Here is a 24,737-nt window from a genome sequence, read left to right as displayed (position 1 = left end):
ACCTGGGCCCCGAACACGCAGTCCCGGGCCGAAGCGATCGAACGATTTCAGAACACCGGTGGACTCCCGCCGGCCGGCGTCAAATTGCTCGGCCGATGGACACGCGCGGACCTCAACGGCGGGTTCGACTTGCTGGAGACTGACGATGCGAAGGCGCTGACCGAATTCGCATATATGTGGAGCGACTTGATGCAGCTCGACATCGCGCCGATCGTCGAAGATGCCGAACTGGGAGAGGTTTTCGGACGTGCGTTGAAGTAAAGCGTCCGTTGTTCCCCGCATCGATGCGATATGCGGGGAACGCAATCGCCCCAGCTTGATTCAGCGCAGCGCAATCATGCCGGGCCAGACGATTTCCAGTTCCAATGCGATCGAACGGGCCAGCCCATCGAGGCCAGGAAACAGCGAAGCGTTGGTGATATTCATCCGATACAGCCATTTCATGGCATCCACGCGCACACTAGCGGGAAGCACGATTTTATGCAGCAGCTCCTCGCTGGCATCGTAGCCGTCGAGAATCTCCTGCAGCGGCTTGTCGATGACGCCAGGTACAACGAACGTGCCGGACTGCGCGATTAACCGATCGTCCATCTCGGTCGGCTCTCCGAACCAAATCACTTCGTTGCAGTTACAAAAGAAGTACTGATCGAAGCGGCCTTCAACGCGAGGATCGATGACGTCTCGCGTGAGACCGGGGTTTGCTCGCGGCAGCGCCCGGTTATTCCAGAGGGCCGGCGTGTTGAGCGCGAAAATCGCCGAATCGTCGATGGCACGCTCGAGCGCAAAAAATGCCGCCACGAATGGGCTCTTCGTGAAATCGAGGAGGCGCGTCGGTGCGCCGTGGTGCTGCATGAGCGCAAGACAGCGCAAGTCATTGACCAGCAGCGCCGGATGGTCGAGAAAATTGTGTGCCTTGCGCCGAAACACGCGAATGGCCCGCTCTTCACGGCCGCGCCATTCGCTTTTGTCATGCACATAGGCGCGCATGTACCGTGACAGCGAACTCTCGAGATGCCAAGCGGCGCTTTGCTGACCACGAAACGCCCATCCATCGAGCCCGGATGTCAATTCCATAAACTGATTCCAACTGGATAGAACCGTCGTTTTCATATCGTCTTCCGATAGTAACTAGCCGATGAGTGCCAATGCGCTCACTATAAAGCCCGGCATCGCCACGGGCGTCGGGCCCAGTGCATCGATCCCGTCTCGGAAAGGACCCGGATTGTCCTGATACAGTTATCTTTGCCTTATCCTCTCACGAATCGAAGGAGCGCTGAGCAAGCCGCAGGCCTGTGAATCACAACACCATAACGAGGAACGAAAATTGGACCGTACTCGCATGTTCCATGATCCAGCCACGGGGAAAATCTGGGCTACGCGGATCGATGGCTTGAATGTCGTGCTAACTTCCGGCGCCCCTGGCAAGGCGAAGGAGATGGTTAAGCCACACGCTGACGATTTGTCCTTGCGACGCTTTCTTGAAAAAGAAGAAGGCTCACGGCTGCGCAAGGGGATGGTGCTCGCCGATCCCCATGCGACAGCAGGCGCCCCCTGCATGCTGCGGTATCTCGGCCGTGGATACACGGGCGCCCTGGCCATTGCCGAGTTTGAGGAAAGCTTGCTGGTCAATCAATATGACGATGCCAGGCAAGGCGATGCATTGTGGCGAGTCGCACGCGATGGAAGCGGTGAGTCATTCGCATTTGTTGGCCAGAACAGCCTGGTATGGAAACTGATGCCCGTGCCTGAGCGACGAACAGTGCTGTTTCGCGCCGACCATCAGATCCGGGTGTGGGACCCGACAACAAACGGCATCGATGCGCTTACACCGCCGAACAAGACACCGGCAAGCTTTCTGGACTGTCAGGGAGCGGTCGCGGCGTGGTACGAAGAACCGGAACTCGTCGTGCGCGATCTGGCCGGCGAGAAGGACCTGTTGCGCCTGAACATCGAACCGGAGCGCTATGCCGGCCACAGCCCGCAGCTCACCGGCGCACTCTCCGCGGACGGCGCTCTTCTGGCGCATTGCGCGAAGGCGGGCCACATTCTTATTCATGACATCACGAGCAGGATGCTGCGCTCGAGCATTCAGGGCGACTTTGAAATGGTCAACAAACTCGCCTTCACGGCAGACGATCGACGCGTGCTCGTCAAGGAGAAGTATGGACGCTGGCGCCTGATGGCCTTCGAACTGGCGTCGGGTGAACCTGTTGCAACTTGGCCGAATCTGAATGATTTGGGCGATGGCGACTTCGCGATCGACACCGAACACGACCGCCTGGCCTTCTTTAGCCGCGGCCTCGCTCATGTGTATGAATTGCCGACGATGCGCAAGCATGGGGAGCTGCGAATCGATCAAGTCGCAAAGTCCGCTGCGCTTGCATGGACGCACGACGGCTTGCTGGCTGTTCGAACGGATCTGGGCTGTGTCGGGCTCTATCGGGTCGAATAAGCCTATGCGTCTGGCTCAAGTAGCGTGTTTCAGACGGCCTTGCAAATGCCGTAATGCTTGCCGTCGTAATCGAGTTGACATGTCAACTCACACACCAGGTGAAGCGGACGACCATCGTATCAACTCGAATACAGCCATACCGGCGAGCATCGCAGCCACAAAACCCCATGCCTTCGAAAAGCCTGCGCCCAGGGCGACCAACGCCGGACCCGGGCAAAATCCCGCAAGCCCCCAGCCCACGCCAAACGCTGCGCTGCCGAGAACCAGTCTCAGGGTAACGGACGAACTGCTCGGAATCCACATCGGCAAGCCCAGCAGGGATTTCTTCAGACGCTTTGCAAAGGCAAACGCAATGGCCCCGATGGCTATTGCCCCAGCCATTACAAATGCCAGCGACGGATCCCATCGTCCGGCGATGTCGAGGAACCCGAGCACTTTCGCCGGATTGGCCATGCCGGATAGCATCAGGCCGATTCCGAAAAGAAGCCCGGAAAGTAGTGCGGTAAGCCAACCCATCTCAGCCTCCCAGCAGATGCCTGTGGACGAAAACGGTCAAGATACCGCTCGCCATGAACGTTGCCGTCGCAACGACCGAACGGAGGGAGCCACGCGAGATCCCACAGACACCATGGCCGCTCGTGCACCCGCTCGCGTAACGCGTGCCGATACCGACCAGAAATCCTGCTACGAGTATTTCGCCCCATCCGGCCTGGATATCGGGTGCTATCGGGTGCCCGAGCAACACTGCCAACACGGGCGCCCCGACAAGCCCTGCAAGAAAAGCGAGACGCCAGCCCGCATCTGTCTGCGGCGAGCCGAGCACGTTACCGAGAATGCCGCTGATGCCCGCGATACGTCCGTTGAACAAAACAAGCACGGCAGCCGCGACGCCTATCACCAGACCGCCGGCCAGTGACAGACCCGGCGTGAAACTCACGATATCGATCGACATCGCCACTCCTCATCTTCATTGCGCGCAAAACTGGTCGTACAGCACGGCCATGATCGCAATCGCTTCCGTACTCGCGATGGAGTAAAAGATGTTCTTCCCTTCCCGCCGCGTCTCGACGAGCGCGTTATCGCGGAGCACCCCGAGCTGCTGGGAGAGTGTGGGCTGATGAATTCCCAACTGCTCCTCCAGATCGCTCACACACCACTCCCCTTGGGATAACTGACACATCAGCAGCAACCTGTCCGGATTGGCCAGAACCTTCAGAAGCGCACAGGCCTTTTCCGCCGCCGATTGCATCGCCGACAGGTCGATTCGAGCGGAGTTCTTCTTCATCGCGCACTCAATGACTCACACGCACTCATTATATTTAAATATAAACTATCTGTAAATATAATGAGTGCACGCCTGCGCTAAACGCGTGATGCGACGCTCGCCATGCCCGTTCTTCTGCCGTCGGTGCAGATCAACACACGGGCCGGCGGATTTCCACCCGTCGAGGAAAACGGCATCAGTTATCTGAAGATTCCGCTGAATGCGTTTGTAGCACGCCCAAAATCAACTACTTGATGCAAGTCAAGGATGGCGGGGGCGCCTGGCGCCATTCTAGAGATGGGTACGCTCCTACATAACCAGCGGTATATTCGACGTGCCCGCAGACGGCGGGGCTGAATTGCGTTTCTATTGGGATGATCCGGATGCCCATGGAGTCATCCAGATCTGTAAGAGCTGTCGGGGCGCCGCCCGTCGTTGAGCAGCCGGTTCCATCACGCAGTACTCGTATAAATCGACACCAAAATGCCGGCAAATCGCGTAGAGTCCGTCCCGGACGTCGTCGCCGGTTACGTCGAACCGGCATCGCCGGCTGGGGACGCCGACAAAACGCGTGGGCTGACGAGCGCACGCGTGGAGCAACTGCGTGCCCGCTTCGGCCGCAACGTCGTGGACTCCACGCTGCGGCGCACCTGGTGGCGAACATTGGGGGAAGTGCTTCGTGAGCCCATGTTCCTGCTGCTGCTCGCTGCGAGCGCTATCTATCTTGTGCTCGGGGACGTTTCCGAAGCGCTGACGCTCCTCGCTTTCGTGGCCGGGATCGTCTTTCTCACCGTCTTCCAAAGTCACCGCACCGCTCAGGTTCTCGACTCTCTTCGCGAACTGTCCGCGCCCCGCGCGCAGGTGCTTCGAGACGGACAACGGCAACTCGTTTCCGCTGCCGAACTGGTGCCGGGCGACGTGGTTTTCGTCGACGAGGGAGCCCGCGTGCCGGCTGACGGAACCTTGACGGAGGCTCACGAACTGAGCGTCGACGAGTCGCTTCTGACGGGCGAATCCGTTTCGGTGAATAAATCCGCTTCGCGAGCCAATGTACGTTCCGAGCAAGCCCCGGACAGTCAACTGTTTTTTGGTTCGATGGTCGTGCAGGGTCAGGGGCAAATGATCGTGACAGCGACGGGGCCGAATACCACGCTCGGTCGCATTGGCAAATCGTTGACCGGCATCACGGAAGCCCGCTCGCCGTTGCAACTCGAAACGAGAACGTTCGTCAATCGCTTCGCGTTGACTTCGATCGCACTGTGTTTGCTGCTCGTCGCGGCCTATCGTTGGCGCTCCGGGGAGTGGCTTCCGGGTGTGCTGGCGGGCATCACGCTGGCCATGGGGATTCTTCCCGAAGAGATTCCGGTGATATTGACCGTATTCATGGCGTTAGGGGCGCGCCGCATCGCTAACGAAGGCGTGCTGACGCGCCGCATGAGCGCGATCGAAACGCTTGGCCAGACTTCGGTACTCTGTGTCGACAAGACGGGCACACTGACGCAAAATCGCATGTCCGTGCGCGTGCTGTTCGCCCAAGGAAAGCGGCAAGTCATCGATGAGACCACTCAGCGCATAGACGAGGCATATCACGAGCTGATCGAATATCTGGTGCTCGCCAGCGAAATCGAGCCTGTCGATCCAATGGAGCGCGCATTTCACGAAACGGGTCGGGTTGGACTCGCCGGCACCGGACGTCTTCACAAGGACTGGTCGCTGGTTCATGAGTACGCGCTGACGCCGGAGTTGCCGGCGATGTCCCACGCATGGCATACGCCGGAACCCGGCCATCACGCAGTGGCCTGCAAGGGCGCGCCGGAGGCGGTCTGTGCTCTGTGTCACCTTGGTGAGCGGGAAACGCAAACCGTCCTCGACCATGCTGCGCAGATGGCGTCGGGCGGACTACGGGTGCTTGGGGTGGCCAAGGCACAGCACTCACATGCGGGCTGGCCCGAAAAACAGCATGACTTCGACTTTTCTTTCGTAGGCCTGGTCGGTCTCTTGGACCCGGTGCGTCCGGAAGTTGCGGAGGCCATCGCGCAATGCCAGGCAGCCGGCATCCGCGTGGTGATGATCACCGGCGATTATCCATCTACGGCGCGGGCTATTGCGACCGAAGTCGGAATCGACGGCGCACGGATCGTGACCGGCGGGGAAGTGGCAGCGATGGACGACGTACAGCTTCGCGATGCCATTGAGAATGTCGACACATTCGCACGGGTGAAGCCGGAGCAAAAGCTACGGCTCGTCAACGCGTTCCGGGAAAGTGGCCAGGTGGTCGCAATGACGGGCGACGGCGTGAACGACGCACCGGCGCTCAAGGCGGCGCACATCGGCATTGCAATGGGGTTGCGCGGCGCCGAAGTGGCACGCGAGGTCGCCTCGCTGGTCTTGCTGCGTGACGACTTCGCGCCGATCGTATCGGCGATACGGCTGGGCAGGCGTATCTACGCCAATCTCGTGCAAGCGATCAGCTACACGGTGGCCGTTCACATTCCGATGATCGCCGCCACGATGATTCCGGTTCTTGTCGGCTGGCCGCCCCTGCTCGCGCCGGTCCACATCGTTTTTCTGCAACTGGTTATCGATCCAGTATGCTCGGTCGTATTCGAGAACGAGCCTGAGCGGGCGAACCTGATGCGTGTGCCGCCACGACGCGCCGGCGAGCGGCTGCTTTCGAACCGCGCACTGGCTCGAGGGGCAACGGCTGGCCTTTTGGCAGCCATGCTCGTATTAGGGCTCTATGCGGGTCTGCTGACTCAAGGCTACCCACTGCCCTTCGCTCGTACACTCGTATTTGCGACACTCGTGGCGGGCAATGTTGCGTTGATCTTTGTAATCCGCGTATTGCCGCAGTCTGGGACCCGTGTGCATGCGCCCCAGCGGAATCGCTATCTTTGGATTGTTCTGAGCATTACGGTGGTGGCGCTCGTGCTTTTGACGACCGTTCCCGCCCTGGCGAGACTGTTCGGACTGGTTGCGCTGTTCGGTCCTTGATGCGGGCATGTATCGAGGCGCGTAACATGACCGAAGACGACGTAGGAGGCTGACATGGAAAATACACACCATTTTCATTTCGAGCTGCAGCATGCGACGAAGCCCACCTACGTCGTGAGCTACGTGTTCCCGGCGCTATTGTTCATCTATGAGCTCTACCGTGTCGGGTCCTGGATTGCGGCATTCGGCATGAGCTTCGCGAACTTCAAGCAGATGGGCTACGAGTATGGGCTGATGCTCGCGGTGTTCGTGGTGCAGGTGGTCGTCGAAGCGCTGTTTCTCGTCGTTGCCTGGCTTTATCGGCACGCCGATCTCGAGCATCGTCTGACGAACCTGGCGATGGGGCTTCTTTGCTCGTTCGCCGTGCTCGCCTTCGATTACTGGCTGCAGGCCGCGTTCTGATGAGGGTGACAACGACGCCCCCGACGCGGATCGCGGAGAAGCGGCTGAGAGCAACTATGGCGCGAGCGCTTAGAACATCGCGAAAGAACCGTCACGAAAGCCCAAATGTCTTTCTCAAGCTTGCATCGACGGGACCGGCCGGCATGAAGCGACGCAATTTACTCAGCAAAGAGGCTTGACCTTTCGGCGCGCGCCGCATTTTCCATTCGCCCAACGCCGCATCGACGATCGTGGTTGCGACGCCATCGGGCTCTGGCGCCTCGCTGACACTTTTTTGAATGGCGCGGGAAACGACTGCGCGCTCATCGTCGTAGGCTGCGATCTTGGACGCCGCATGGGGTGCATTGAGATCCAGATTGGTCTTGGTATAGGAAGGCTCGACCAGCACCACGCGGACTCCGAACTTGCGCACCTCATGATCCAGGGTCTCGGACATTCCTTCGACGGCATGCTTGGAAGCCGAATAGAGCCCCATGTACGGAGCCGGAAGGAAGCCGAGCACGGAACTAATGTTGACGATTCGTCCCGCACGCTGCGCGCGCATATGCGGCAGCACCGCTTGTATCGTTCGCAAAACCCCAAAAACGTTGGTATCGAACAGTGCCTGGGCCTCGGCAACCGACGTTTCCTCGGTCGCGCCGAGCAAGGTCACGCCCGCGCTATTGATCAGCACGTCGATGCGCCCAGCTCGAGCGATGATGGCCTCGAATCCGCGTTGAACCGAAGTGTCGTCACGGATATCCATTTCGATCAGCACAACACCCGGTATGGGCTGTGCGTTTGCAGGGTTACGTACCGTGCCGAATACCTGGCAACCTCGTTTGACGAACTTCTCTGCGGTGGCGCGCCCGATACCCGATGACACGCCGGTCACAACGACCACTTTGGAATTCGACATAGCAGTTCTCTTCTAGCAGGTGAATGAGGATAAAGAGCGGATGAGCCGCCCCGCCGGGTCTTTCATTCGAGGTTCATGACTTGGCGGCGAACTCGTCATCGAGCATCTCTTTCACGGACTGCGCGTGTTCGTGCGGGCCTATCCCCCGATCGTTCGTATCACGCGGCCTGATCTTGAACCAGATCGAATACATGGCCGGCAGGAACATCAGCGTCAAGATTGTTCCAGCCAACGTACCGCCGATCAATGTGTACGCGAGGGTTCCCCAGAACACCGAATGAGTCAGCGGGATAAAGGCAAAAATCGCTGCCAACGCGGTCAGGACCACCGGTCGCGCACGCTGCACGGTGGCTTCGACGAGCGCGTGAAACGGATCCAATCCCGCCCGTTCGTTCTCGCGAATCTGACCGATCAGAATCAGTGTGTTGCGCATCAGGATGCCCGAGAGCGCAATCAAGCCAACCAACGCATTGATGCCGAACGGTTGGCGAAACAGAATCAGCGTCGGCACCACACCGATCAGCCCCAGCGGGCTGGTCAGGAACACCATGACCATTGCGGAGATGGAGCGCACCTGAAAGATGATGATGAGCAACGTAATCGCCAGCATGATTGGAAAGAGCGGCAACATGGCTTTCGTCGCTTTGCCCGACTCCTCGATCGAGCCGGCCTGCTCGATGCGATACCCGCTCGGCAGCTTGTCGACGATGGGCTGAAGCTGTTTGGTGATCGCCGCCGATACATCCGGGGGCTGCAAGCCATCGGCGATATCGCCGCGCACGGTGATCGTCGGCATACGGTCGCGCCGCCGCATGATCGGCTCCTCCATGCGCACCTCGATCTTGCCCACTTGCGACAGCGGGATGCGCTGCCCGTTGGCGCCCGCCAATGTGAAGTCGCCTATTTTGGCCGGGTCCAAGCGGGTGTCGCCGGCCGAGCGGGCGATAACCTGCACCGTACGAATGTCCTCACGTACGGTAGTGACAGGGACGCCGGTCAGCAGGAATTGCAGCTGCTGCGCCACGGCGCTGGAGCTCAGTCCCACTGCCTGCAATCGGTCCTGCTGCAACGTGAAGTGCAGGCTGGGCGTGCGCGTGCCCCAGTCGGTGTTGACCGTGCGCATCATCGGGCTGGCATTCATCACGTGCTCAACTCGAGCCGCAATATCGCGCAGCTTGTCCGGATCGGGACCCGTGACGCGGTATTCAACAGGGAACGGCGAATAGGGACCGAATACGAGTTGCGTCACGCGCACGCGCGCTTCGGAGGCCAGGCCGTCGGCGACGGCTTGTCGCAACCGCTGCTTCAACGCGTCGCGCTCATCCTGACTGTCGGTGCGCACCACGATCTTGGCAAACGACGGATCGGGCAACTCCGGACCCATGGCCAAATAGAAGCGTGGCGCACCCTGACCCACGTAGGCCGTGACGATCTTGGCTTCCTTTTGTTTGGCAAGCCAGGCTTCCACCTTCGCCGTGGCGGCGCTCGTTTGCACGATCGACGTGCCATAGGGCATCTGCACTTCGACGAGCACTTCGGGGCGATCGGAAATCGGGAAGAACTGCTTTTTCACTACCGCCATACCGCCGATAGCCAAAACGAAGAGGCCCACGACCGAACCGGCGACCAGCCACTTGCGCGCAATCACCCGCCCCAGCAACCGACGGAAACGGTTGTAGCGCGGCGTGTCGTAGATCGCGTTGTGCCCTCCTTCGACTTTCTTGAAGTCGGGCAGCAGCTTGACACCCAAGTACGGTGTGAAAACCACAGCGACGACCCATGACGCGATCAGTGCAATGCCAACGATCCAGAACATATTGCTGGTGTATTCGCCAGCCGTGGATCGGGCGAAGCCGTTGGGCATGAAGCCGACGGCCGTCACGAGCGTGCCCGATAGCATCGGTGCCGCGGTATGGCTCCACGCATAGGCGGAAGCGGCCACGCGGTCGTAACCCTCCTCCATTTTCACCACCATCATTTCAATGGCGATGATCGCGTCGTCCACCAGCAGACCCAGCGCAAGAATCAGGGACCCGAGCGTGATGCGATCGAAATTTTTGCCCGTCGCCGCCATCACCATGAAGACGGCCGCCAGCGTCAGCGGTACCGCCGCAGCAACGACGACGCCCACGCGCCAGCCCATGCTGATGAAGCTCACCAGCATCACCACCAGCAATGCGGCGAAGAACTTGATCATGAACTCGTCAACCGCCGACTTGATGTTGACGGCCTGGTCCGTCACCTTGCTCAGGCTCATGCCGAGCGGCAACTCGGCGTTGATCGTACCCACCTCCGAGTCCAGTGCCTTGCCGAGATCGAGTCCGTTCCAGCCGTCGCGCATGACGATGCCCAATAGCAAGGCCGGCTCGCCGTTGTTGCGGATCATGAATGTCGCGGGATCTTCGTAGCCACGGCTGACGGTGGCAATATCCGACAGCTTCAGCGTGCGACCTTGCGCCGTGACCGGTGTGTCGCGAATCTTCTGCAATGCGTCGAAGGCGCCGTCCAAACGAACGACCACATCGGGGCCCTTGGTCTCTATCGAGCCGGCCGGCGTCAAGGCGTTCTGGCCGTTGAGCGCGGCGAACACGTCCTGCGGACTGACACCCAATGTGGCCAGACGCTCATGCGAGAACTGAACGTAGATTCGCTCCGCCTGCTCGCCGATGATGTTGACCTTCTTCACGCCCGGAACATGCAACAACCGTTGGCGCAACTTCTCGGCATCGCGCACCATCAAGCGCTGCGGTTCGCCCTTGGCCTTGAGCGCGAACAGCCCAAAGGTGACATCGGCGTATTCGTCGTTGACCATGGGGCCGATCACGCCAGGGGGAAGATTGGCGAGCTCGTCGCCGACTTTTTTCCGGGCTTGGTAGAACTCCTCCTGCACTTGCGAAGGCGGCGTGCTGTCGAGCAACGTCAAGGTCGTGAAGGCCAGCCCCGGTCGCGTGTAGGTTTCGGTCCGGTCGTACCAGCGCAACTCCTGCATGCGCTTTTCGATCTTCTCGGCAACCTGATCCTGCATTTCCTGCGCGGTGGCACCCGGCCACGCGGTGATGATCGTCATCACCTTGACCGTAAAGGCCGGATCCTCCGCGCGCCCGAGCTTGAAGAACGAAATGAGTCCCGCCAGCGAAATCAGGCAGATCAGGAACAAGGTGATGGCGCGCTCGCGCACGGCGAGCGCAGATAGGTTGAAACGGCCTGTACTCACGGACGGACTCCTTCGGTCGCCGCGGCAACGGTTTGGCCTGCCACCCGAACACGCTCGCCCTCGTGCAGCAGATGTGCGCCGAGCGCGACGACCCGGTCGCCTTGTTGGAGTCGAGCGGTGATGCGTGCGCTGTCGTCATCCAGATGCTGAATTGAAACCGGCCGCCAGGACACCTTGGCCGGCTCGCCGTCGATGACCCATACCCCGGGGCCCTTGCCCGTGTCGAGCAGTGCCCCCATCGGCACTTGCAACGCGCCTTGCACGGAGGAGCGCGCGTCCGGAATCTGGATCGTCACCGTGGCGCCCAACGGGGCGTTGGCCAGATCTCCTTGCAGGACATACCGCGCTTCGAACGTGCGCGTGAGGCGATCCGCAGTATCGGAGAGTTGGCGAAGCGTGGCCGGGACGCTTGCGCCTTGCGTGCCGAAGAGTGTCGCTTGTGCCACCGAACCGATCTCGGGGCGCAGCGTTTCAGGCAACTGGATGACGGCCTCGCGACGCCCGGCGTGGGCCAAGCGCACCACCGTCTGTCCGGCGCTCACGACCTGGCCCGGTTCAGCCAGCGTTTCCATGACGACACCATCCGCGTCCGCCACCAGCTCGGCATATCGGGTCGCGTTACGGGCCACGTCGGCTTGCGCTTCCGCGGCACTGAGCTGGGCTTTGGCCGCATCCGCCGCCGACTTGACCTGGTCGTAGGCCGAAGCCGATATCGCGCCGGTGCCGCGCAGGTCTCGGTAGCGAGCTTCATCGCCCGCCGTCTGCAGCGCCCGTGCTCGTGCGGCTGCAACCGCCTCCTGCTGAGCCTGCGCGGCCAGCTTCAGATCGACGGGATCGATGCGCATGAGCGGCTGACCACGTTTGACGGTCTGCCCCGCATCCACCAGCCGCTCGAGCACCTTGCCCGACACGCGAAACCCGAGGTCGCTCTGCACGCGTGCGGCTACGGTTCCCGTAAACGAACGCGATGCGGCACTCGCGTTCTGAACGATCGCGGAACGCACGAGCGGCACCTCGGTGCGCGGATCGGAGGGGGCCTTACCGCCGCAAGCGACGAGCGCAAACGGCAAGGCACAAACGACAAAGGAAACCAGGCGGCGGAAGCGCATGAAAGTCTCATCGGCGAAGTGATGACGGCTTTCATTATTGTTCGAGTGACCAAATTAGTCAATAGTCACATTGAAATTTCATGGGGACAGACTGCGAAGGACGAGGCTCGACAGGTGCGCCGGCGCCGTATCGGTGTAATCGAAGCTGTGCTGCAGCATCAGCGGGTTGAGGTACGGCCGCAGAACGAGGTAAATCGCCATGGCAGTCTCGTCCAGGGGCGTTTTGCGCTCGAAGTCCCCACTCTGCCTGCCCTCTTGCAGGACTTCCTGAAGCAACTGCTGGACGCGCTCCTCATACGCACGCGCGGCCTGCCACTGTTCAGTGGCCGCCGATGCCGCGATCTCGTAAAGCTTGCGGTCCTGAAAAAACAGGCGAAGGCTCGCCTGCGTGAAGACCTTGAACATGCGCCGCAGCTTCTCCGGCGGCAGCTCGGCCTCCGCCACAGCCGCCCTGACCTCGGTTTCGATCTGGCTCAGGCAGTTCGCACAGATCATTTCGCCAATCGCCTGCTTGGACTCGAAGAACTTGTAGATGTACGCCTTCGAGAAGCCGATCGCCTTGGCGAGGTCGGAGACGGTCGTTTTCTCGTAGCCATACCGGCTGAAGTGCTCGGTGGCGGCCGCCACGATCTGATTGCGCACCTCGTGATCGGCCGGGCCGCGAACGGGGGAAGGGATTGCTTTTTTCATAGCTCCAGCTTAGTGCCAACCTCAGGAAGTAACAACTAGTGACTTTTTTGTATTATAGTCACTAACACATCATTGCGAGCGAAACCCTCATGCTGCCCAGACACATCGTTGCTTTGTACATCGCCGCCGGCCTCCTGACGGGGTGCGCGGTCGGCCCCGATTACGTCCGGCCTGACGTATCCATGCCCGAGCAGTTCCAGGGCCAGGCCGCGGTCGATCACCGGCACGCGGCTGCGAGCGCCGACCTGACCACGTGGTGGACCGGGTTCGGGGATCCGCAACTGACGCGATTCGTCGCGCTTGCATTGGAACAGAATCTCGACCTCGCGCAGGCCTCCGCTCGCGTCGCGCAGGCACGCGCCGGACTTGGCGCGGCGAATGCCGCGTTGCTTCCCTCCGCCAATGTCAGCGGTCAGGCCGAGAGAGTTTACCAATCCGTCGAAACGCCGCTGGGGCGGATCTTGAATTCGACGCCCGGTTTTGACCGCCACGGCAACCAATACGAAGCCGATCTCACCGCCAGTTGGGAGGTGGACGTGTTCGGGGGCCTGCGTCGCGGACGAGAAGCGGCGCTTGCCGACTACCAGGCTTCCGAAGCCGGCGCAGCGGCCACGCGATTGGCGGTGGCCGCACAAACCGCCGACATCTACATCACCATCCGTGGCCTGCAAGCCCGTCTGAACGTGGCGCAGCGGCAAGTGCAAACTCAGCAGGATCTGCTTTCGACGATCAATCTTCTGTATGGCAAAGGATTGGCGGCCGAACTCCAGGTCAAGCAGGCTGAAGGCGCGCTTGCTCAGGTGCGGGCCTCGGTCCCGGTGCTCGCAACGGGCCTGGACGCAGCGATGAACGCACTCGACGTCATGGTGGGCGCGCAACCCGGCACGCACCGCGCGGAATTGATGGAAACGCGCGACATCCCGGTCGCCCCGCAGATCGCGGCCACGGGGTCGCCGGGCGAATTGCTCAGACGCCGCCCCGACCTCATCGTTGCCGAGCGCCGCCTCGCTGCATCCAATGCGCGTATTGGCGCCGCCATCGCCGAGTACTACCCCAAGCTCTCGCTAAGCGGGCTGATCGGCAGCGCGACCTCCGTGGCCAGTGGCAATCTGTTCACGAGCGGCGCCAATCAAGCGGCCGGCGTATTCGGCCTGCGCTGGCGGCTGTTCGACTTCGGCCGCATCAATGCGCAGATCGACCAGGCCAAGGGCCAGGAGGCCGAGATGTTGGCGGCGTATCGGCTTGCCGCACTCCACGCTACCGAGGATGTGGAGAATGCGTTTTCGGCACTCGTCAAGCGCGAAGATCAGGCGGCTATCCTGGCTCAGGGCGTCGACTCGCTGGGCCGCGCGCGAACGGCATCGTTCGCGGCCTATCAGAAAGGCGTCGTCAGCCTGATCGAAGTCCTGCAAGCCGATGAAAGCTTGCTACGCGCCTCCGATGAGCGAGCACAGGCACAGACGGAATCGGCACGTGCAGCAGTCGCGGCCTTCAAGGCACTCGGCGGCGGTTGGCAGTCTCGCGGCTCCGAGGCCGTAGCCAGCAAGTAGTCATCGCATCGCTCAAAACCTGGCATCGCCAATCCTGCGTCCACCGGACTCCCTGACGAACAGACGCGCGCATGGATGTCTCTCGCGGCCGAACGCGAATTTGGCCACCGTGGCGATCCCACCAGCTTGGGTGGATCGGCAGATCCAGGAGGCTGGCGCCATTGTTCCCACGAGACTGCCACGAAGCCGCGATGGCAATCAACCCATCGTTGATATCGTCAACAAATTTTAATCGCCCGTCGCATCGAAGCCCGGCGAAAAGCGCCTGGGCCGTTGCCCCAGCCTGCGGCCGCGGCCTTGATGCCTGATGTCAGAAACTGTGTATAATTCCTTACACGTGAGGTATCCATGAACACGCTCCCCGAAACCATCCTGCTCCACGCCCGGTCTCTCCCCGAGGGCGGCGTGCTGTCGCCGAAGGAATTCCTGCATCTGGGAAGCCGCGTTGCGGTCGACCAGGCGTTTTCGCGCCTCAGCAAGGCCGGCAAGCTTATGCGCGTGGCGCGCGGCACCTATGTCGCCCCCGTCTCCAGCCGGTTCGGCTCGCGCGCCCCTGCGCCGGGGAAGGTCGTGAAAGCCATGGCCGAGCAAAGCGGCGAAACCATCGCCCCGCACGGCGCCAGTGCTGCGAACGCACTCGGCTTGACCCAGCAGGTGCCGACGCGGGAGGTCTACGTGACGTCGGGACGTACCCGGAAGCTGAAACTCGGACGCTCGGAGTTGCTGGTCAAACACGCCCCCCGCTGGATGCTGGCGCTGGGTAACGGGCCCGCCGGCGCCGCGGTGCGCGCGCTGGCCTGGATGGGGCCGACACATGCCGGCAGATCTCTAGCGGCACTGCACCGCACCCTTCCGGCAACGGAATGGCAAACGCTGACGTCTGCCCGGGCTATCCTGCCGTCGTGGATGGCTCAGGCCATCGGTCAGGAAGCTGCGCATGGCTGAGTACTTCTTCGGTCTTAGCGCGGACGATCGGCGCGAAGCACTGGAATACGCGCGCGATCAAACGGGACGTCCTGCGCACCTGCTTGAAAAGGATGTATGGGTCGTGTGGACACTGCGCGCTCTTCGAGTCGCCCTTGTCCGCCGACCTCACCTTCAAAGGCGGTACCTCCCTGTCCAAGGCCTACAAGATCATCGATCGCTTCTCCGAAGACATTGACCTGACCTACGACATTCGCAAGCTGATACCGGATCTGATTGGCGACGGTGACGAACTGCCATCCAGCCGCAGCCGAGCCAGTAAATGGACTCAAGCCGTACGCCACCGGCTTCCGAATTGGATCAGAACGAACGTCCAACCCGTCATTCAGGCATCGCTGGAACGCGATGGCCTCGATGCACAGGTCGAGCTTGGCGGGCCAGAAAACGACAAGTTATTCGTGCGTTACCCTCCCCTCGCAGAGGGGACTGGCTATGTGGCACCGGTAGTCACGCTGGAATTTGGCGCCCGTGCTACTGGAGAACCGTATCAGATCATGCCGATCACGTGCGACATCGACGGACATGTACCTGAGGTGTCGTTTCCAACAGCTTCACCGCTGGTCATGAGCCTCGCCCGGACTTTCTGGGAGAAAGCGACTGCGGCGCACGTGTACTGTGCACAAGGCCGTATCCGTGGCGAGCGCTATGCCCGTCATTGGCATGATCTCGCTGCGATTGCGCGCAGTGCGTACTTCGACGAAGTCGCGTCCGACCGCGCTGTCTCGACCATGGTCGCCCAGCACAAGTCCATCTTCTTCATCGAGAAAGACGCTAACGGCACGGTCATCGACTACACCAACGCAGCGCAGGGACAGCTACGGCTCGTCCCCGAAGGAGATGCGCGCAAAGCCCTTGCCGACGACTACGGCGCCATGTTGGATGACGCAATATTGCTCGGCGACGCTGCAACCTTCGATCAGCTCATGCAGGTATGCGCCGACCTCGAAGGCAAGATAAACAGAAGAGACGTGTGACTGATTAACACGATACTCGAAGCGCTCTTCTCGCTCCCGTGCCGACGAGGTCCAGTAGACCAGGAGACACACCCTGCAACGCTACTTGCTATTGGGGGCGGGGTTCAGCCGGAATTGGGGTGGCTGGCTCGCAAGTGCGCGGTTTGCGACGATCTGGCTTGGCGTCTCAAGGAGTGCGCCGATCGCTGCCATGGCGGCAGTGATCGCACCCGCCGTCTTTAGCTCGGCGGAACATGTATGGTCGGTTCGGGCCAGTGAAAAAGTCGTCGGCCTGCTGATCGCGTTCGCAGTCCATCGGCGCACGTCGAGTACCTGGATGACGATATCGAGTGGAATCCTGGCCCTCGAACTCATGAAGATGGTTTATTGAAAACCGATGCCCCCGCTCTCATTTGTCCGGCTGCAATCGATATGAAACAGATTCTGGTGTACGCCGACTCGCTATCCTGGGGCATTGTTCCCGAAACCCGTCAACGCTTGGCGTTCAACGCGCGCTGGCCCGGCGTGATGGAAAACACTCTGCGTATGCGAGGAGTCGCTATGCGCGTGTTCGAGAACTGCCTGAACGGTCGCAGGACAGCATGGGACGACCCTTTCAAGCCCGGACGCAACGGCATCGTAGGCATTGAGCAAGTGATCGAAATGCACTCGCCTCTCGACTTGGTGATCGTGATGCTCGGCACCAACGATTTCCAGACGGTCCACGACAACACCGTACGGCATTCGGCAGACGGCATCGGCGCATTGATCGATTCTATACGCAGTGCGCCTATAGAACCCGGCATGCCCGTGCCCCCCGTGTTGATCGTCGTGCCGCCGGCTATCAGGGTTCCCGATGGCCCCGTCCTGCCCAAATTCTTCGGCAGCGAAGGCCGGTGCATCGGCTTGGCAGAAGCGTACGGCGATATCGCACGATCGCACGGCTGCATGATTTTCGACGCAGGGACGGTGACGACGACGAGCCACCGAGACGGGATTCACCTCGACGCCGATCAGCATGTGGTGCTCGGCAAAGCCATGGCGGACATCGTCCAAGTTGCGCTCCAACCTCTGCATAGCGAAGAGTCTGCGCTCGTCGGAGCTGAGGACATTCGGCGACGGTGAACGACGAATAACGTCGGTACTTTTGGTTCAACCCGGCATTTCTGCCTTTGATCGCGTGACCGACGCGCTAAGGCTGACAGCGAACAGTCTATTCCTCCGACCGAGGCCAAAATGAAAAGCCCCGCGAGTCCGAGAACTCGCGGGGCTTTGTCACCGCTTATGGCGGAGACGGAGGGATTCGAACCCTCGATCCAGGTTTTAGCCCAGATGCTCCCTTAGCAGGGGAGTGCCTTCGACCTCTCGGCCACGTCTCCCAAACTGTTCGTTAGCGCCGGGAGGCAGCGCAACGAGTCCAAGATGATAGCGGGAACAGCGGAATCGGTCAATTTTTACGATGCACTTTTTTCCGCATCGCTTTTGATCCTCGCACCGCCGCCCATGACGATCCAACGACGCGTCGCCGCCCGGCCGCAACCGGGCTCACTCGCACAGCACGCCCTCAGGCTTGATCGAGTTCGAACGCCTTATGAAGCGCGCGCACGGCGAGTTCCATGTACTTCTCGTCGATGAGCACCGAAATCTTGATTTCGGAAGTCGCGATCATCTGGATATTGATGCCCTCTTCCGCCAGCGTACGGAACATCTTGCTCGCGATGCCGACGTGCGAGCGCATGCCCACGCCCACCACCGAAACCTTCGACACCTTCGGATCGCCGACGACTTCCTCAGCGCTTATATGTCCCTTCACGCTGTTGGTGAGAATATCCATCGCGCGCTGATACTCGCTGCGCGGCACCGTGAACGTGAAATCGGTCTTGCCCTGCACGCTCTGGTTCTGAATGATCATGTCGACGTCGATGTTCGCATCCGCCACCGGGCCGAGAATCTGATAAGCGATGCCCGGCTTGTCGGGCACACCCCTCACCGCAATGCGGGCCTCATCGCGCTGAAACGCGATTCCGGAGATGACTGCTTTTTCCATGGTCTCGTCTTCTTCAAAAGTAATCAGCGTGCCCGAGTTCATTTCCTCTTCGAGCGCGATCATCGGATCGGTCAGGCTGGACAGTACGCGCGTCTTGACACGGTACTTGCCGGCGAACTCGACCGAGCGGATCTGCAGCACCTTCGAGCCCAGGCTCGCCATTTCCAGCATTTCTTCGAACGTCACACGGTCGAGACGGCGCGCTTCCTCGACCACGCGCGGATCCGTCGTATAGACCCCGTCCACATCCGTGAAAATCAGGCACTCGTCGGCTTCCAGCGCCGCGGCAATCGCCACGGCCGAGGTGTCCGAACCGCCACGGCCGAGCGTCGTGATATGACCTTCCGGATCGACGCCCTGAAAGCCCGTGATCACGACGACCTTGCCGGCATCGAGATCGCGCATGATGCGCTCGCTGTCGATCTCGCTGATGCGAGCCTTCGTGAACGCACTGTCCGTTTTGACAGGAACCTGCCAGCCCGCATAACTGACGGCGTCGACGCCCGCGTCCTGAAGCGCGATCGACAACAATCCCACGCTGACTTGCTCGCCAGTCGCGGCGATGACGTCGAGCTCGCGCGGATCGGGCTGGCTCGAGATTTCCTTGGCAAGCCCAAGGAGGCGATTCGTTTCGCCGGACATGGCCGAAGGCACGACGACCAACTTGTGGCCCGCCTGCCGCCATTTCGCGACGCGCTTGGCAACGTTCTTGATGCGCTCCACCGAGCCCATCGAAGTGCCGCCGTATTTATGTACGATGAGTGCCATTGTCGTTCTGAACTAGGAGAGTAATCGCGCCGACGCGCCCCAAAATGCACCCGCGAACATGCCGTTCGGTCACGCGGCCTCGTGAGCGCTCGACGACGACGAAAGATGGCGGTGGAGAGTGGCGTTGTTGTACGCCGGGCCGCGCGGCGGACCCGAAGTGCACACACCGGATGGGGGGCACGACGCGCCGCGCGCGCCGCCGCACGGCAAAATGCAGCGTTCGCGTAAAAGCGCACTGACTGCAAAAAGCGGGTGCAAAAGCGGGGCGGACAAGCGTTCGAGCGTACTAGATCAGGGCATAAAAGACAAGCTCGACCGCGGCGGCGGCCCGCTGCGCTTAGGCAATGAGCAGATCGGCGCGCCACTCGAGCCGCCGGCGCGGCCCACCGCGCTCGCTCGCCGACGTGCGGGGCGCCGTCGCGAATGCGCCGTTGATGCCGAGGTTCGGGACGAACAACAGCCGCTCACCGAGATAAATGAGCGGCACGTCACGTTGCCAGGCCGGCACGCCCGCCTCCTGAAAGAGATTCTTGAGCGTACGGGCGGGCGCGCCGGGTGCACGGCGCATGCGCTCGCCACCGGTGCGCGGCCGAGCCGTCAGCGGCGCGCTGGCAAGCAGCGCCTCGGGCACGGTGTCGATTCCGGCCTCTCCCGCGGGAACCGGCTCGAAAACAAGCGAGCCCCGCCACTGAGGCAAACGCCAGACTTCGTCGTTTCGCCACACGAGCTCGCACGCCTCTTTGATCGATGCGCTCGCCTGCCCCTCGAAATGGACGCTCGGTTCGCCGCTTTCCCAGTAGATGGCATCGCGGTAAAGCCGCAATCGCGCGCCCGCATGGTCCACGCGCATGGCATGCTCGGCACGCGCCTCGCGCACTTGCCGCAACATTTCGCTCAACCGCGCCGCCGACGGTACCGGCAGCCCGTTCGCACGCATCCACCAGCGCATCGCATTCGCTGCCCGGGCACCGTCGAGCGCCAGCAGTGCGCGCCTCGAAAGCGAACGCCCGTCGTCCTTTCCGATTGCCTTCAGATCGATCTGCGCGAGATCGTCGAGCAGACGTTGCGCACTCGCCGCGTGCGAAGCCGTTCTCGCGAGCGCATCGCGAAAACCCGGGAAATGTACGGTCAGCGCGGGAATGACATCGTGACGCAGCGCATTGCGCGCGTAGCGTGTGTCCGCATTCGATTCGTCCTCGACCCAGCGTAGTTCGCGCGAACGCGCATAGCGCTCGAGCTGCGCGCGCAGCAATGCGAGAAAAGGACGCGCACGCCCAATCGTCGCCGTCCCTTCAACGCGATGCGGCGCCATCGCCGCCAGCCCGGCCACCCCCGCGCCCCTCAACAATTGCAGCAGCACCGTCTCCGCCTGATCGTCGGCATGATGCGCAAGCCACAACATGGACACGCGATGCAGCGCACACAGGGCGTCGAGCGCGCGATAGCGCGCATCGCGCGCAGCCGCTTCGAGACTCTCTCCGGGCCGCCGGCGCACTTCGACATAGGTGGCGTCGAAACCGGCACCGAGCGCGCGCGCGGTGCTCTCGCAATGTGCCAGCCACCGATTCGCATTCGGGCTCAGGCCGTGATGAACATGCAACGCAATGCAGCGCTGCGGACCGGCCACACGCACGGCCGCATCCAGCAGTACGGTGGAATCGAGGCCTCCGCTGAATGCGATACCGATCGCCGCATCGCCCGGCACGGTCGAAAGCACACCGCCGAGCGCATCCAGAACGATGCGCTCGGCGGCGGGATCGACGAGAGAAGTCACGGGCTCAGTCGGAAAGGCGCGCGGCTCGCACGCGCTCGAAACGGGATGTCATGACGATGCGCGACTCAAGCGCCGGGCGTCGTCTCCTTGAATTTGCCATACGCCATCAGCCGATCGTAGCGGCGCTCGCGCAGGTCCTGAACGCTCATGCCCTGGAACTGCCGCAGCGAATCGGCGAGCGCGCGGCGCAGGAATGCCGCCATGCCCTTCACATCGCGATGCGCGCCGCCCAGCGGCTCGTTGACGATTTTGTCGATGAGCCCGAGCGCTTTGAGCCGGTGCGCCGTCAAGCCGAGCGCTTCGGCCGCCTCGGGCGCCTTCGCCGCGCTCTTCCAAAGGATCGATGCGCAGCCTTCCGGCGAAATGACGGAATAGGTCGAGAACTGCAGCATGAGCACGCTGTCGGCAACGGCGATCGCCAACGCGCCGCCCGAGCCGCCTTCCCCAATCACCGTTGCGATCACGGGCACCTTCAGCTCCGCCATCACATACAGATTGCGGCCGATCGCTTCGGACTGTCCTCGCTCTTCGGCACCGACGCCGGGATAAGCGCCCGGTGTATCGATGAACGTGAAAAGCGGAAGTCCGAACTTCTCGGCAAGACGCATCAGCCGTTCGGCCTTGCGATAGCCCTCGGGCCGCGGCATACCGAAGTTGCGCGCGGCGCGCTCCTTCGTATCGCGCCCCTTCTGATGGCCGATGATCATGCATGGGTGACCGTTGAAACGCGCCAGACCACCCACGATCGATTGATCGTCCGCGAACGCGCGATCGCCGTGCAGTTCGTGAAAATCGGTGAAAAGCTCGTTGACGTAATCGAGCGTGTAAGGACGCTGCGGATGCCGCGCGATCTGCGAAACCTGCCAGGGCGTCAGATTGGCGTAGAGGTCTTTGGTCAGTTGCTGGCTCTTTTTCGAGAGCCGCTCGATTTCTTCCGAGATGTCGACAGCCGAATCGTCCTGCACGAAGCGTAATTCTTCAATCTTGGCTTCGAGCTCTGCGATGGGCTGTTCGAAATCCAGAAACGTCGTTTTCATAGGTCTCAATCCTGGGGGCTTTCGGCAGCGCGTATTCTAACCGCCACCGTCCACGTCAAAATCGTTCGAATCTATCGAAATGAACCGTCGATAGTTTTTTATGACTCAGGCGTAGCATCGAGGCTGCGCCACATGTACCAGGTCGCGACGGTACGCCACGGCTCCCAATTGGCCGCCACTTCGCGCGCTTCGCTGCGCGTGACGGGCTCGCCGCTGAAATAATTGACGCTGATCGCGCGAATGAGCCCGAGGTCGTCGAGCGGCAAAACGTCCGGGCGCGATAAGTTGAAGATGAGAAACATCTCGGCGGTCCATCGGCCGATGCCACGGATCTGCGTGAGCTCCGCAATGACGGCTTCGTCCTCCATCGACATCCATTTGTCGACGTGCAGGGCACCGGACACGAAGTGCTGAGCGAGGTCGATCAGATATTCGGACTTGCGCTTCGACAGCCCGCATCCGGTCAGCTTTTCGTGCCCGAGACGGGTGAACTGTTGCGGAGCGAGTTTCGGGCATGCGAGTTCGATGCGTCGCCACACGGCTTGAGCGGCGGGCACCGAAATTTGCTGCCCGACGACGGCACGCGCGAGCGTGACGAACGGATCGCTGCCGTTGATCAGATGCACCGGACCGAATTTCGGAATCAAGCGCTTGAGAATCCGATCGCGCTTGACGAGATCGGCACACGCGCGGTCCCAATACGCGGGGCGAGTCACAGCGGGCTCGAGCCCAGCTATCTGGACCGGCACCGACGCCTGAGCGCTCGTGCCCGCGCGCGTCTTGCGCACGACCTCACCGCCGTCGTCGATGCCACGCTCGAAAGCCTGAATGCCGCCTTCCTCGGTCAACGCACCGTTCGGTTTAGCGCGCGCGCCGCGCGCAGCGGGTGCCGTCGGCTTCGCCGCCGCCTTCGGCACATCTTTCGACGCGCGCTTCACTGTCACGCCGCGTTTGACCGGCGCCTTCCTGGCCGTTGTCATCATGCCTCCTGCCTGACGAGTCGGTTAGCGCTTCGCGCAATGCACGTTCATACGCGGCGCCACTCGGTGATCCCGCCCGGTTTGTCCTCAAGGGCAACGCCGGCATCGAGCAACTCGGCCCGAATCCGGTCTGCCTCGGCATACTTTTTCGCCTGCTTCGCAGCGGCACGTTCGGCGATTTTCGCCGCGATTGCCGCTTCGTCTAAATCAAGTCCAACACCGCCCTGCGCCTGCTGCAGGAACACGCGCGGTTCGCGGCCAAGCAGCCCGACCGTTTGCGCGAGCTCACGCAATTGCCGTGCAAGCGCCGCGTCGCGCGTGCGATTGACGACGTTCGCAAGCTCGAAGAGCACGGCAACGGCCACCGGCGTGTTGAAGTCGTCATTCATGGCCGCGCGGAACCGCACGGCATGATCTTCATGCCAGTCGAGCGGCGCCCCGTCCGGACCCACGTCCTTCAATGCCGTGTAAAGGCGCGTGAGCGCAGCACGCGCATCGTCGAGGTGCACGTCGCTGTAATTGAGCGGCGAGCGATAGTGCGCGCGCACGATGAAAAACCGTACGACTTCGGGATCGTACTTCGCCAAAACATCGCGAATCGTAAAGAAGTTGCCGAGGGACTTCGACATCTTCTCGTTGTCGATCTGAACGAACCCGTTGTGCATCCAGTAGTTGACGAACGTCTGCCCCGTCGCGCCCTCGCTTTGTGCGATTTCGTTCTCGTGGTGCGGAAACTGCAGATCCTGACCGCCGCCGTGCAGATCGAAGTGTTCGCCGAGCAGCGTGCAACTCATGGCCGAACATTCGATGTGCCAGCCGGGGCGCCCGCGCCCGTACGCCGAATCCCAGCTGGAATCCGCCGGCTCTTCGGGCTTCGCACGTTTCCACAGCGCGAAATCGAGCGGATCGTCTTTCGCTTCGTTCGCGGCAACGCGCTCGCCCGCGCGCAGATCTTCGAGAGACTTGCCCGACAACGCGCCGTAATGTGCGAATTTGCGCACCGCGTAATTGACGTCGCCATCCTTCGCGCGGTAAGCATAGCCATTTGCCTCGAGCTTCTCGATCATGCCGAGCATCTGCGCAATGTGATCGGTCGCGCGCGGCTCGAGATCGGGGCGCGCGACGCCAAGCGCATCGGCATCCTCGTGCATCGCCGCGATGAAGCGGTCGGTCAATGCTTTGATCGGTTCGCCGTTTTCGACTGCGCGCCGAATGATTTTGTCGTCGATGTCGGTGATGTTGCGCACATAGGTCACGCGAAATCCGAGCGTGCGTAGCCAGCGTTGCACGATATCGAACACCACCATCACGCGCGCGTGTCCGACATGACAGTAGTCGTAGACCGTCATCCCGCAGACGTACATCCGTACTTCGCCTGCACGGCGCGGCACGAAAGCTTGCTTGTCACGCGCGAGCGTGTTGTAGATGCGCAGTGATTCCATAGAGACGATGAGCGAGCCCCGAGCCATCCCCGCGAGATGGGCGACGCGCAGGCGGCGCGGCGGGCGGGTGACCGCTCGGCGCCGCGATCAGACTGCGATCGGGGCAAGGACGACCACGACTGGCGGAAGACCGTTCGCCCGTTCGATGAAACGAGCAAACGTTTTGTTAGAATGGGCCG

General features: G+C 61.5%; 21 protein-coding genes, 1 tRNA gene and 1 pseudogene. 9 read left to right on the top strand and 14 right to left on the bottom strand.

The window, feature by feature from the left end; translation table 11 throughout:
* Positions 1 to 261, top strand: a 261-nt coding sequence (locus VGL01_RS25155; RefSeq protein WP_331574245.1) for a DUF3303 domain-containing protein, incomplete at its 5' end; no start/stop codon positions are given.
* Positions 262 to 321: 60 nt separating this feature from the next.
* Here the strand turns inward: VGL01_RS25155 and VGL01_RS25150 are convergent.
* Positions 322 to 1,074, bottom strand: a complete 753-nt coding sequence (locus VGL01_RS25150) for an FRG domain-containing protein (protein WP_331574243.1) — start codon at positions 1,072 to 1,074, stop codon at positions 322 to 324.
* A 250-nt stretch (positions 1,075 to 1,324) separates the two neighbouring features.
* Here VGL01_RS25150 and VGL01_RS25145 point away from each other — a divergent pair, with 250 nt between their 5' ends.
* On the top strand, positions 1,325 to 2,452 hold the full coding sequence (locus VGL01_RS25145) for a hypothetical protein (protein WP_331574241.1): 1,128 nt from the start codon (positions 1,325 to 1,327) through the stop codon (positions 2,450 to 2,452).
* A gap of 87 nt (positions 2,453 to 2,539) precedes the next feature.
* Here VGL01_RS25145 and VGL01_RS25140 read toward each other — a convergent pair whose 3' ends face one another.
* Genes VGL01_RS25140 through VGL01_RS25130 form a run of 3 tightly spaced genes read right to left on the bottom strand, consistent with a single transcriptional unit; the run spans position 2,540 to position 3,737 of the window.
* Entirely contained in the window at positions 2,540 to 2,968 is a 429-nt protein-coding gene (locus VGL01_RS25140) for a DUF6691 family protein (protein WP_331574239.1), read from the bottom strand.
* Position 2,969: 1 nt separating this feature from the next.
* A complete protein-coding gene (locus VGL01_RS25135) occupies positions 2,970 to 3,404 on the bottom strand; it encodes a YeeE/YedE family protein (protein ID WP_331574237.1) in 435 nt (144 codons plus the stop codon).
* 15 nt (positions 3,405 to 3,419) lie between these two features.
* Positions 3,420 to 3,737, bottom strand: a complete 318-nt coding sequence (locus VGL01_RS25130; protein WP_331574235.1) for a metalloregulator ArsR/SmtB family transcription factor — start codon at positions 3,735 to 3,737, stop codon at positions 3,420 to 3,422.
* A gap of 462 nt (positions 3,738 to 4,199) precedes the next feature.
* On the opposite strand from VGL01_RS25130, the gene VGL01_RS25125 reads away from it, so the two are divergent.
* Both VGL01_RS25125 and VGL01_RS25120 read left to right on the top strand, forming a co-directional pair.
* The gene (locus tag VGL01_RS25125) at positions 4,200 to 6,710 is read left to right on the top strand and encodes a cation-translocating P-type ATPase (protein ID WP_331574233.1); all 2,511 of its coding nucleotides are present in this window, start codon (positions 4,200 to 4,202) and stop codon (positions 6,708 to 6,710) included.
* Positions 6,711 to 6,764: 54 nt separating this feature from the next.
* The gene (locus VGL01_RS25120; RefSeq protein WP_331574231.1) at positions 6,765 to 7,112 is read left to right on the top strand and encodes a hypothetical protein; all 348 of its coding nucleotides are present in this window, start codon (positions 6,765 to 6,767) and stop codon (positions 7,110 to 7,112) included.
* A gap of 91 nt (positions 7,113 to 7,203) precedes the next feature.
* Here the strand turns inward: VGL01_RS25120 and VGL01_RS25115 are convergent, their stop codons facing one another.
* The 4 genes from VGL01_RS25115 to VGL01_RS25100 all read right to left on the bottom strand — a co-directional run bounded on the left by VGL01_RS25115 (position 7,204) and on the right by VGL01_RS25100 (position 13,023).
* Positions 7,204 to 8,010 (bottom strand): oxidoreductase, encoded by an 807-nt coding sequence (locus VGL01_RS25115; protein ID WP_331574229.1) that lies wholly within the window; start codon positions 8,008 to 8,010, stop codon positions 7,204 to 7,206.
* Between the two features lie 73 nt (positions 8,011 to 8,083).
* Positions 8,084 to 11,224 carry an efflux RND transporter permease subunit gene (locus VGL01_RS25110; RefSeq protein WP_331574227.1) on the bottom strand — a complete coding sequence of 1,047 codons (3,141 nt, stop codon included), beginning with the start codon at positions 11,222 to 11,224 and terminating at the stop codon, positions 8,084 to 8,086.
* Positions 11,221 to 12,333 (bottom strand): efflux RND transporter periplasmic adaptor subunit, encoded by a 1,113-nt coding sequence (locus tag VGL01_RS25105; protein WP_331574225.1) that lies wholly within the window; start codon positions 12,331 to 12,333, stop codon positions 11,221 to 11,223. The genes VGL01_RS25110 and VGL01_RS25105 overlap by 4 nt, the downstream gene beginning before the upstream one ends.
* 78 nt (positions 12,334 to 12,411) lie before the next feature.
* Complete coding sequence (locus VGL01_RS25100; RefSeq protein WP_331574223.1) at positions 12,412 to 13,023, bottom strand: TetR/AcrR family transcriptional regulator; 612 nt, start codon at positions 13,021 to 13,023, stop codon at positions 12,412 to 12,414.
* Between the two features lie 89 nt (positions 13,024 to 13,112).
* On the opposite strand from VGL01_RS25100, the gene VGL01_RS25095 reads away from it, so the two are divergent.
* The 5 genes and pseudogenes from VGL01_RS25095 to VGL01_RS25075 all read left to right on the top strand — a co-directional run bounded on the left by VGL01_RS25095 (position 13,113) and on the right by VGL01_RS25075 (position 17,635).
* A complete protein-coding gene (locus VGL01_RS25095; RefSeq protein ID WP_331574221.1) occupies positions 13,113 to 14,573 on the top strand; it encodes a TolC family protein in 1,461 nt (486 codons plus the stop codon).
* A gap of 348 nt (positions 14,574 to 14,921) precedes the next feature.
* Positions 14,922 to 15,518, top strand: coding sequence for a DUF6088 family protein (locus VGL01_RS25090; RefSeq protein WP_331574220.1), 597 nt, complete (start codon positions 14,922 to 14,924; stop codon positions 15,516 to 15,518).
* Positions 15,511 to 16,531 (top strand): annotated as a pseudogene (locus tag VGL01_RS25085) (nucleotidyl transferase AbiEii/AbiGii toxin family protein). Before VGL01_RS25090 ends, VGL01_RS25085 begins: the two are co-directional and overlap by 8 nt.
* Before the next feature lie 85 nt (positions 16,532 to 16,616).
* Positions 16,617 to 16,901 carry an AzlD domain-containing protein gene (locus VGL01_RS25080; protein ID WP_331574216.1) on the top strand — a complete coding sequence of 95 codons (285 nt, stop codon included), beginning with the start codon at positions 16,617 to 16,619 and terminating at the stop codon, positions 16,899 to 16,901.
* 41 nt (positions 16,902 to 16,942) lie between these two features.
* Positions 16,943 to 17,635 carry an SGNH/GDSL hydrolase family protein gene (locus VGL01_RS25075; RefSeq protein WP_331574214.1) on the top strand — a complete coding sequence of 231 codons (693 nt, stop codon included), beginning with the start codon at positions 16,943 to 16,945 and terminating at the stop codon, positions 17,633 to 17,635.
* Positions 17,636 to 17,795: 160 nt separating this feature from the next.
* Here VGL01_RS25075 and VGL01_RS25070 read toward each other — a convergent pair.
* From VGL01_RS25070 to cysS, 6 genes are all read right to left on the bottom strand, one after another.
* Positions 17,796 to 17,889: transfer RNA gene (locus VGL01_RS25070), tRNA-Ser, on the bottom strand.
* Positions 17,890 to 18,074: 185 nt separating this feature from the next.
* Complete coding sequence (locus VGL01_RS25065) at positions 18,075 to 19,325, bottom strand: aspartate kinase (protein ID WP_331574212.1); 1,251 nt, start codon at positions 19,323 to 19,325, stop codon at positions 18,075 to 18,077.
* Positions 19,326 to 19,662: 337 nt separating this feature from the next.
* Positions 19,663 to 21,099, bottom strand: coding sequence for a tRNA lysidine(34) synthetase TilS (gene tilS, locus VGL01_RS25060; RefSeq protein ID WP_331574210.1), 1,437 nt, complete (start codon positions 21,097 to 21,099; stop codon positions 19,663 to 19,665).
* Positions 21,100 to 21,164: 65 nt separating this feature from the next.
* Positions 21,165 to 22,136 (bottom strand): acetyl-CoA carboxylase carboxyltransferase subunit alpha, encoded by a 972-nt coding sequence (locus tag VGL01_RS25055; RefSeq protein ID WP_331574208.1) that lies wholly within the window; start codon positions 22,134 to 22,136, stop codon positions 21,165 to 21,167.
* A gap of 98 nt (positions 22,137 to 22,234) precedes the next feature.
* The gene (locus VGL01_RS25050) at positions 22,235 to 23,119 is read right to left on the bottom strand and encodes a DNA-3-methyladenine glycosylase (RefSeq protein ID WP_331574206.1); all 885 of its coding nucleotides are present in this window, start codon (positions 23,117 to 23,119) and stop codon (positions 22,235 to 22,237) included.
* Positions 23,120 to 23,163: 44 nt separating this feature from the next.
* Positions 23,164 to 24,558: a cysteine--tRNA ligase gene (cysS, locus tag VGL01_RS25045; RefSeq protein WP_331574205.1), complete on the bottom strand. Its 1,395-nt coding sequence runs from the start codon at positions 24,556 to 24,558 to the stop codon at positions 23,164 to 23,166.
* Positions 24,559 to 24,737 lie beyond the last annotated feature (179 nt).

The organism is Trinickia sp. (assembly GCF_036503415.1).
Taxonomy (GTDB): domain Bacteria; phylum Pseudomonadota; class Gammaproteobacteria; order Burkholderiales; family Burkholderiaceae; genus Trinickia.
Note: the sequence above shows the minus strand (reverse complement) of the source record. Positions and strands in the feature narration are given on the sequence as shown.

Bases quoted from the DNA above. Each gene is read 5' to 3' on its own strand.
- VGL01_RS25140 (WP_331574239.1), bottom strand. From the start codon at position 2,968: ATGGGTTGGCTTACCGCACTACTTTCCGGGCTTCTTTTCGGAATCGGC.
- VGL01_RS25050 (WP_331574206.1), bottom strand. From the start codon at position 23,119: ATGATGACAACGGCCAGGAAGGCGCCGGTCAAACGCGGCGTGACAGTG.
- VGL01_RS25120 (WP_331574231.1), top strand. From the start codon at position 6,765: ATGGAAAATACACACCATTTTCATTTCGAGCTGCAGCATGCGACGAAG.
- cysS (WP_331574205.1), bottom strand. From the start codon at position 24,558: ATGGAATCACTGCGCATCTACAACACGCTCGCGCGTGACAAGCAAGCT.
- VGL01_RS25055 (WP_331574208.1), bottom strand. From the start codon at position 22,136: ATGAAAACGACGTTTCTGGATTTCGAACAGCCCATCGCAGAGCTCGAA.
- VGL01_RS25135 (WP_331574237.1), bottom strand. From the start codon at position 3,404: ATGTCGATCGATATCGTGAGTTTCACGCCGGGTCTGTCACTGGCCGGC.
- VGL01_RS25105 (WP_331574225.1), bottom strand. From the start codon at position 12,333: ATGCGCTTCCGCCGCCTGGTTTCCTTTGTCGTTTGTGCCTTGCCGTTT.
- VGL01_RS25130 (WP_331574235.1), bottom strand. From the start codon at position 3,737: ATGAAGAAGAACTCCGCTCGAATCGACCTGTCGGCGATGCAATCGGCG.
- VGL01_RS25065 (WP_331574212.1), bottom strand. From the start codon at position 19,325: ATGGCACTCATCGTACATAAATACGGCGGCACTTCGATGGGCTCGGTG.
- VGL01_RS25150 (WP_331574243.1), bottom strand. From the start codon at position 1,074: ATGGAATTGACATCCGGGCTCGATGGATGGGCGTTTCGTGGTCAGCAA.
- VGL01_RS25115 (WP_331574229.1), bottom strand. From the start codon at position 8,010: ATGTCGAATTCCAAAGTGGTCGTTGTGACCGGCGTGTCATCGGGTATC.
- VGL01_RS25125 (WP_331574233.1), top strand. From the start codon at position 4,200: ATGCCGGCAAATCGCGTAGAGTCCGTCCCGGACGTCGTCGCCGGTTAC.
- VGL01_RS25095 (WP_331574221.1), top strand. From the start codon at position 13,113: ATGCTGCCCAGACACATCGTTGCTTTGTACATCGCCGCCGGCCTCCTG.
- VGL01_RS25090 (WP_331574220.1), top strand. From the start codon at position 14,922: ATGAACACGCTCCCCGAAACCATCCTGCTCCACGCCCGGTCTCTCCCC.
- VGL01_RS25075 (WP_331574214.1), top strand. From the start codon at position 16,943: ATGAAACAGATTCTGGTGTACGCCGACTCGCTATCCTGGGGCATTGTT.
- VGL01_RS25100 (WP_331574223.1), bottom strand. From the start codon at position 13,023: ATGAAAAAAGCAATCCCTTCCCCCGTTCGCGGCCCGGCCGATCACGAG.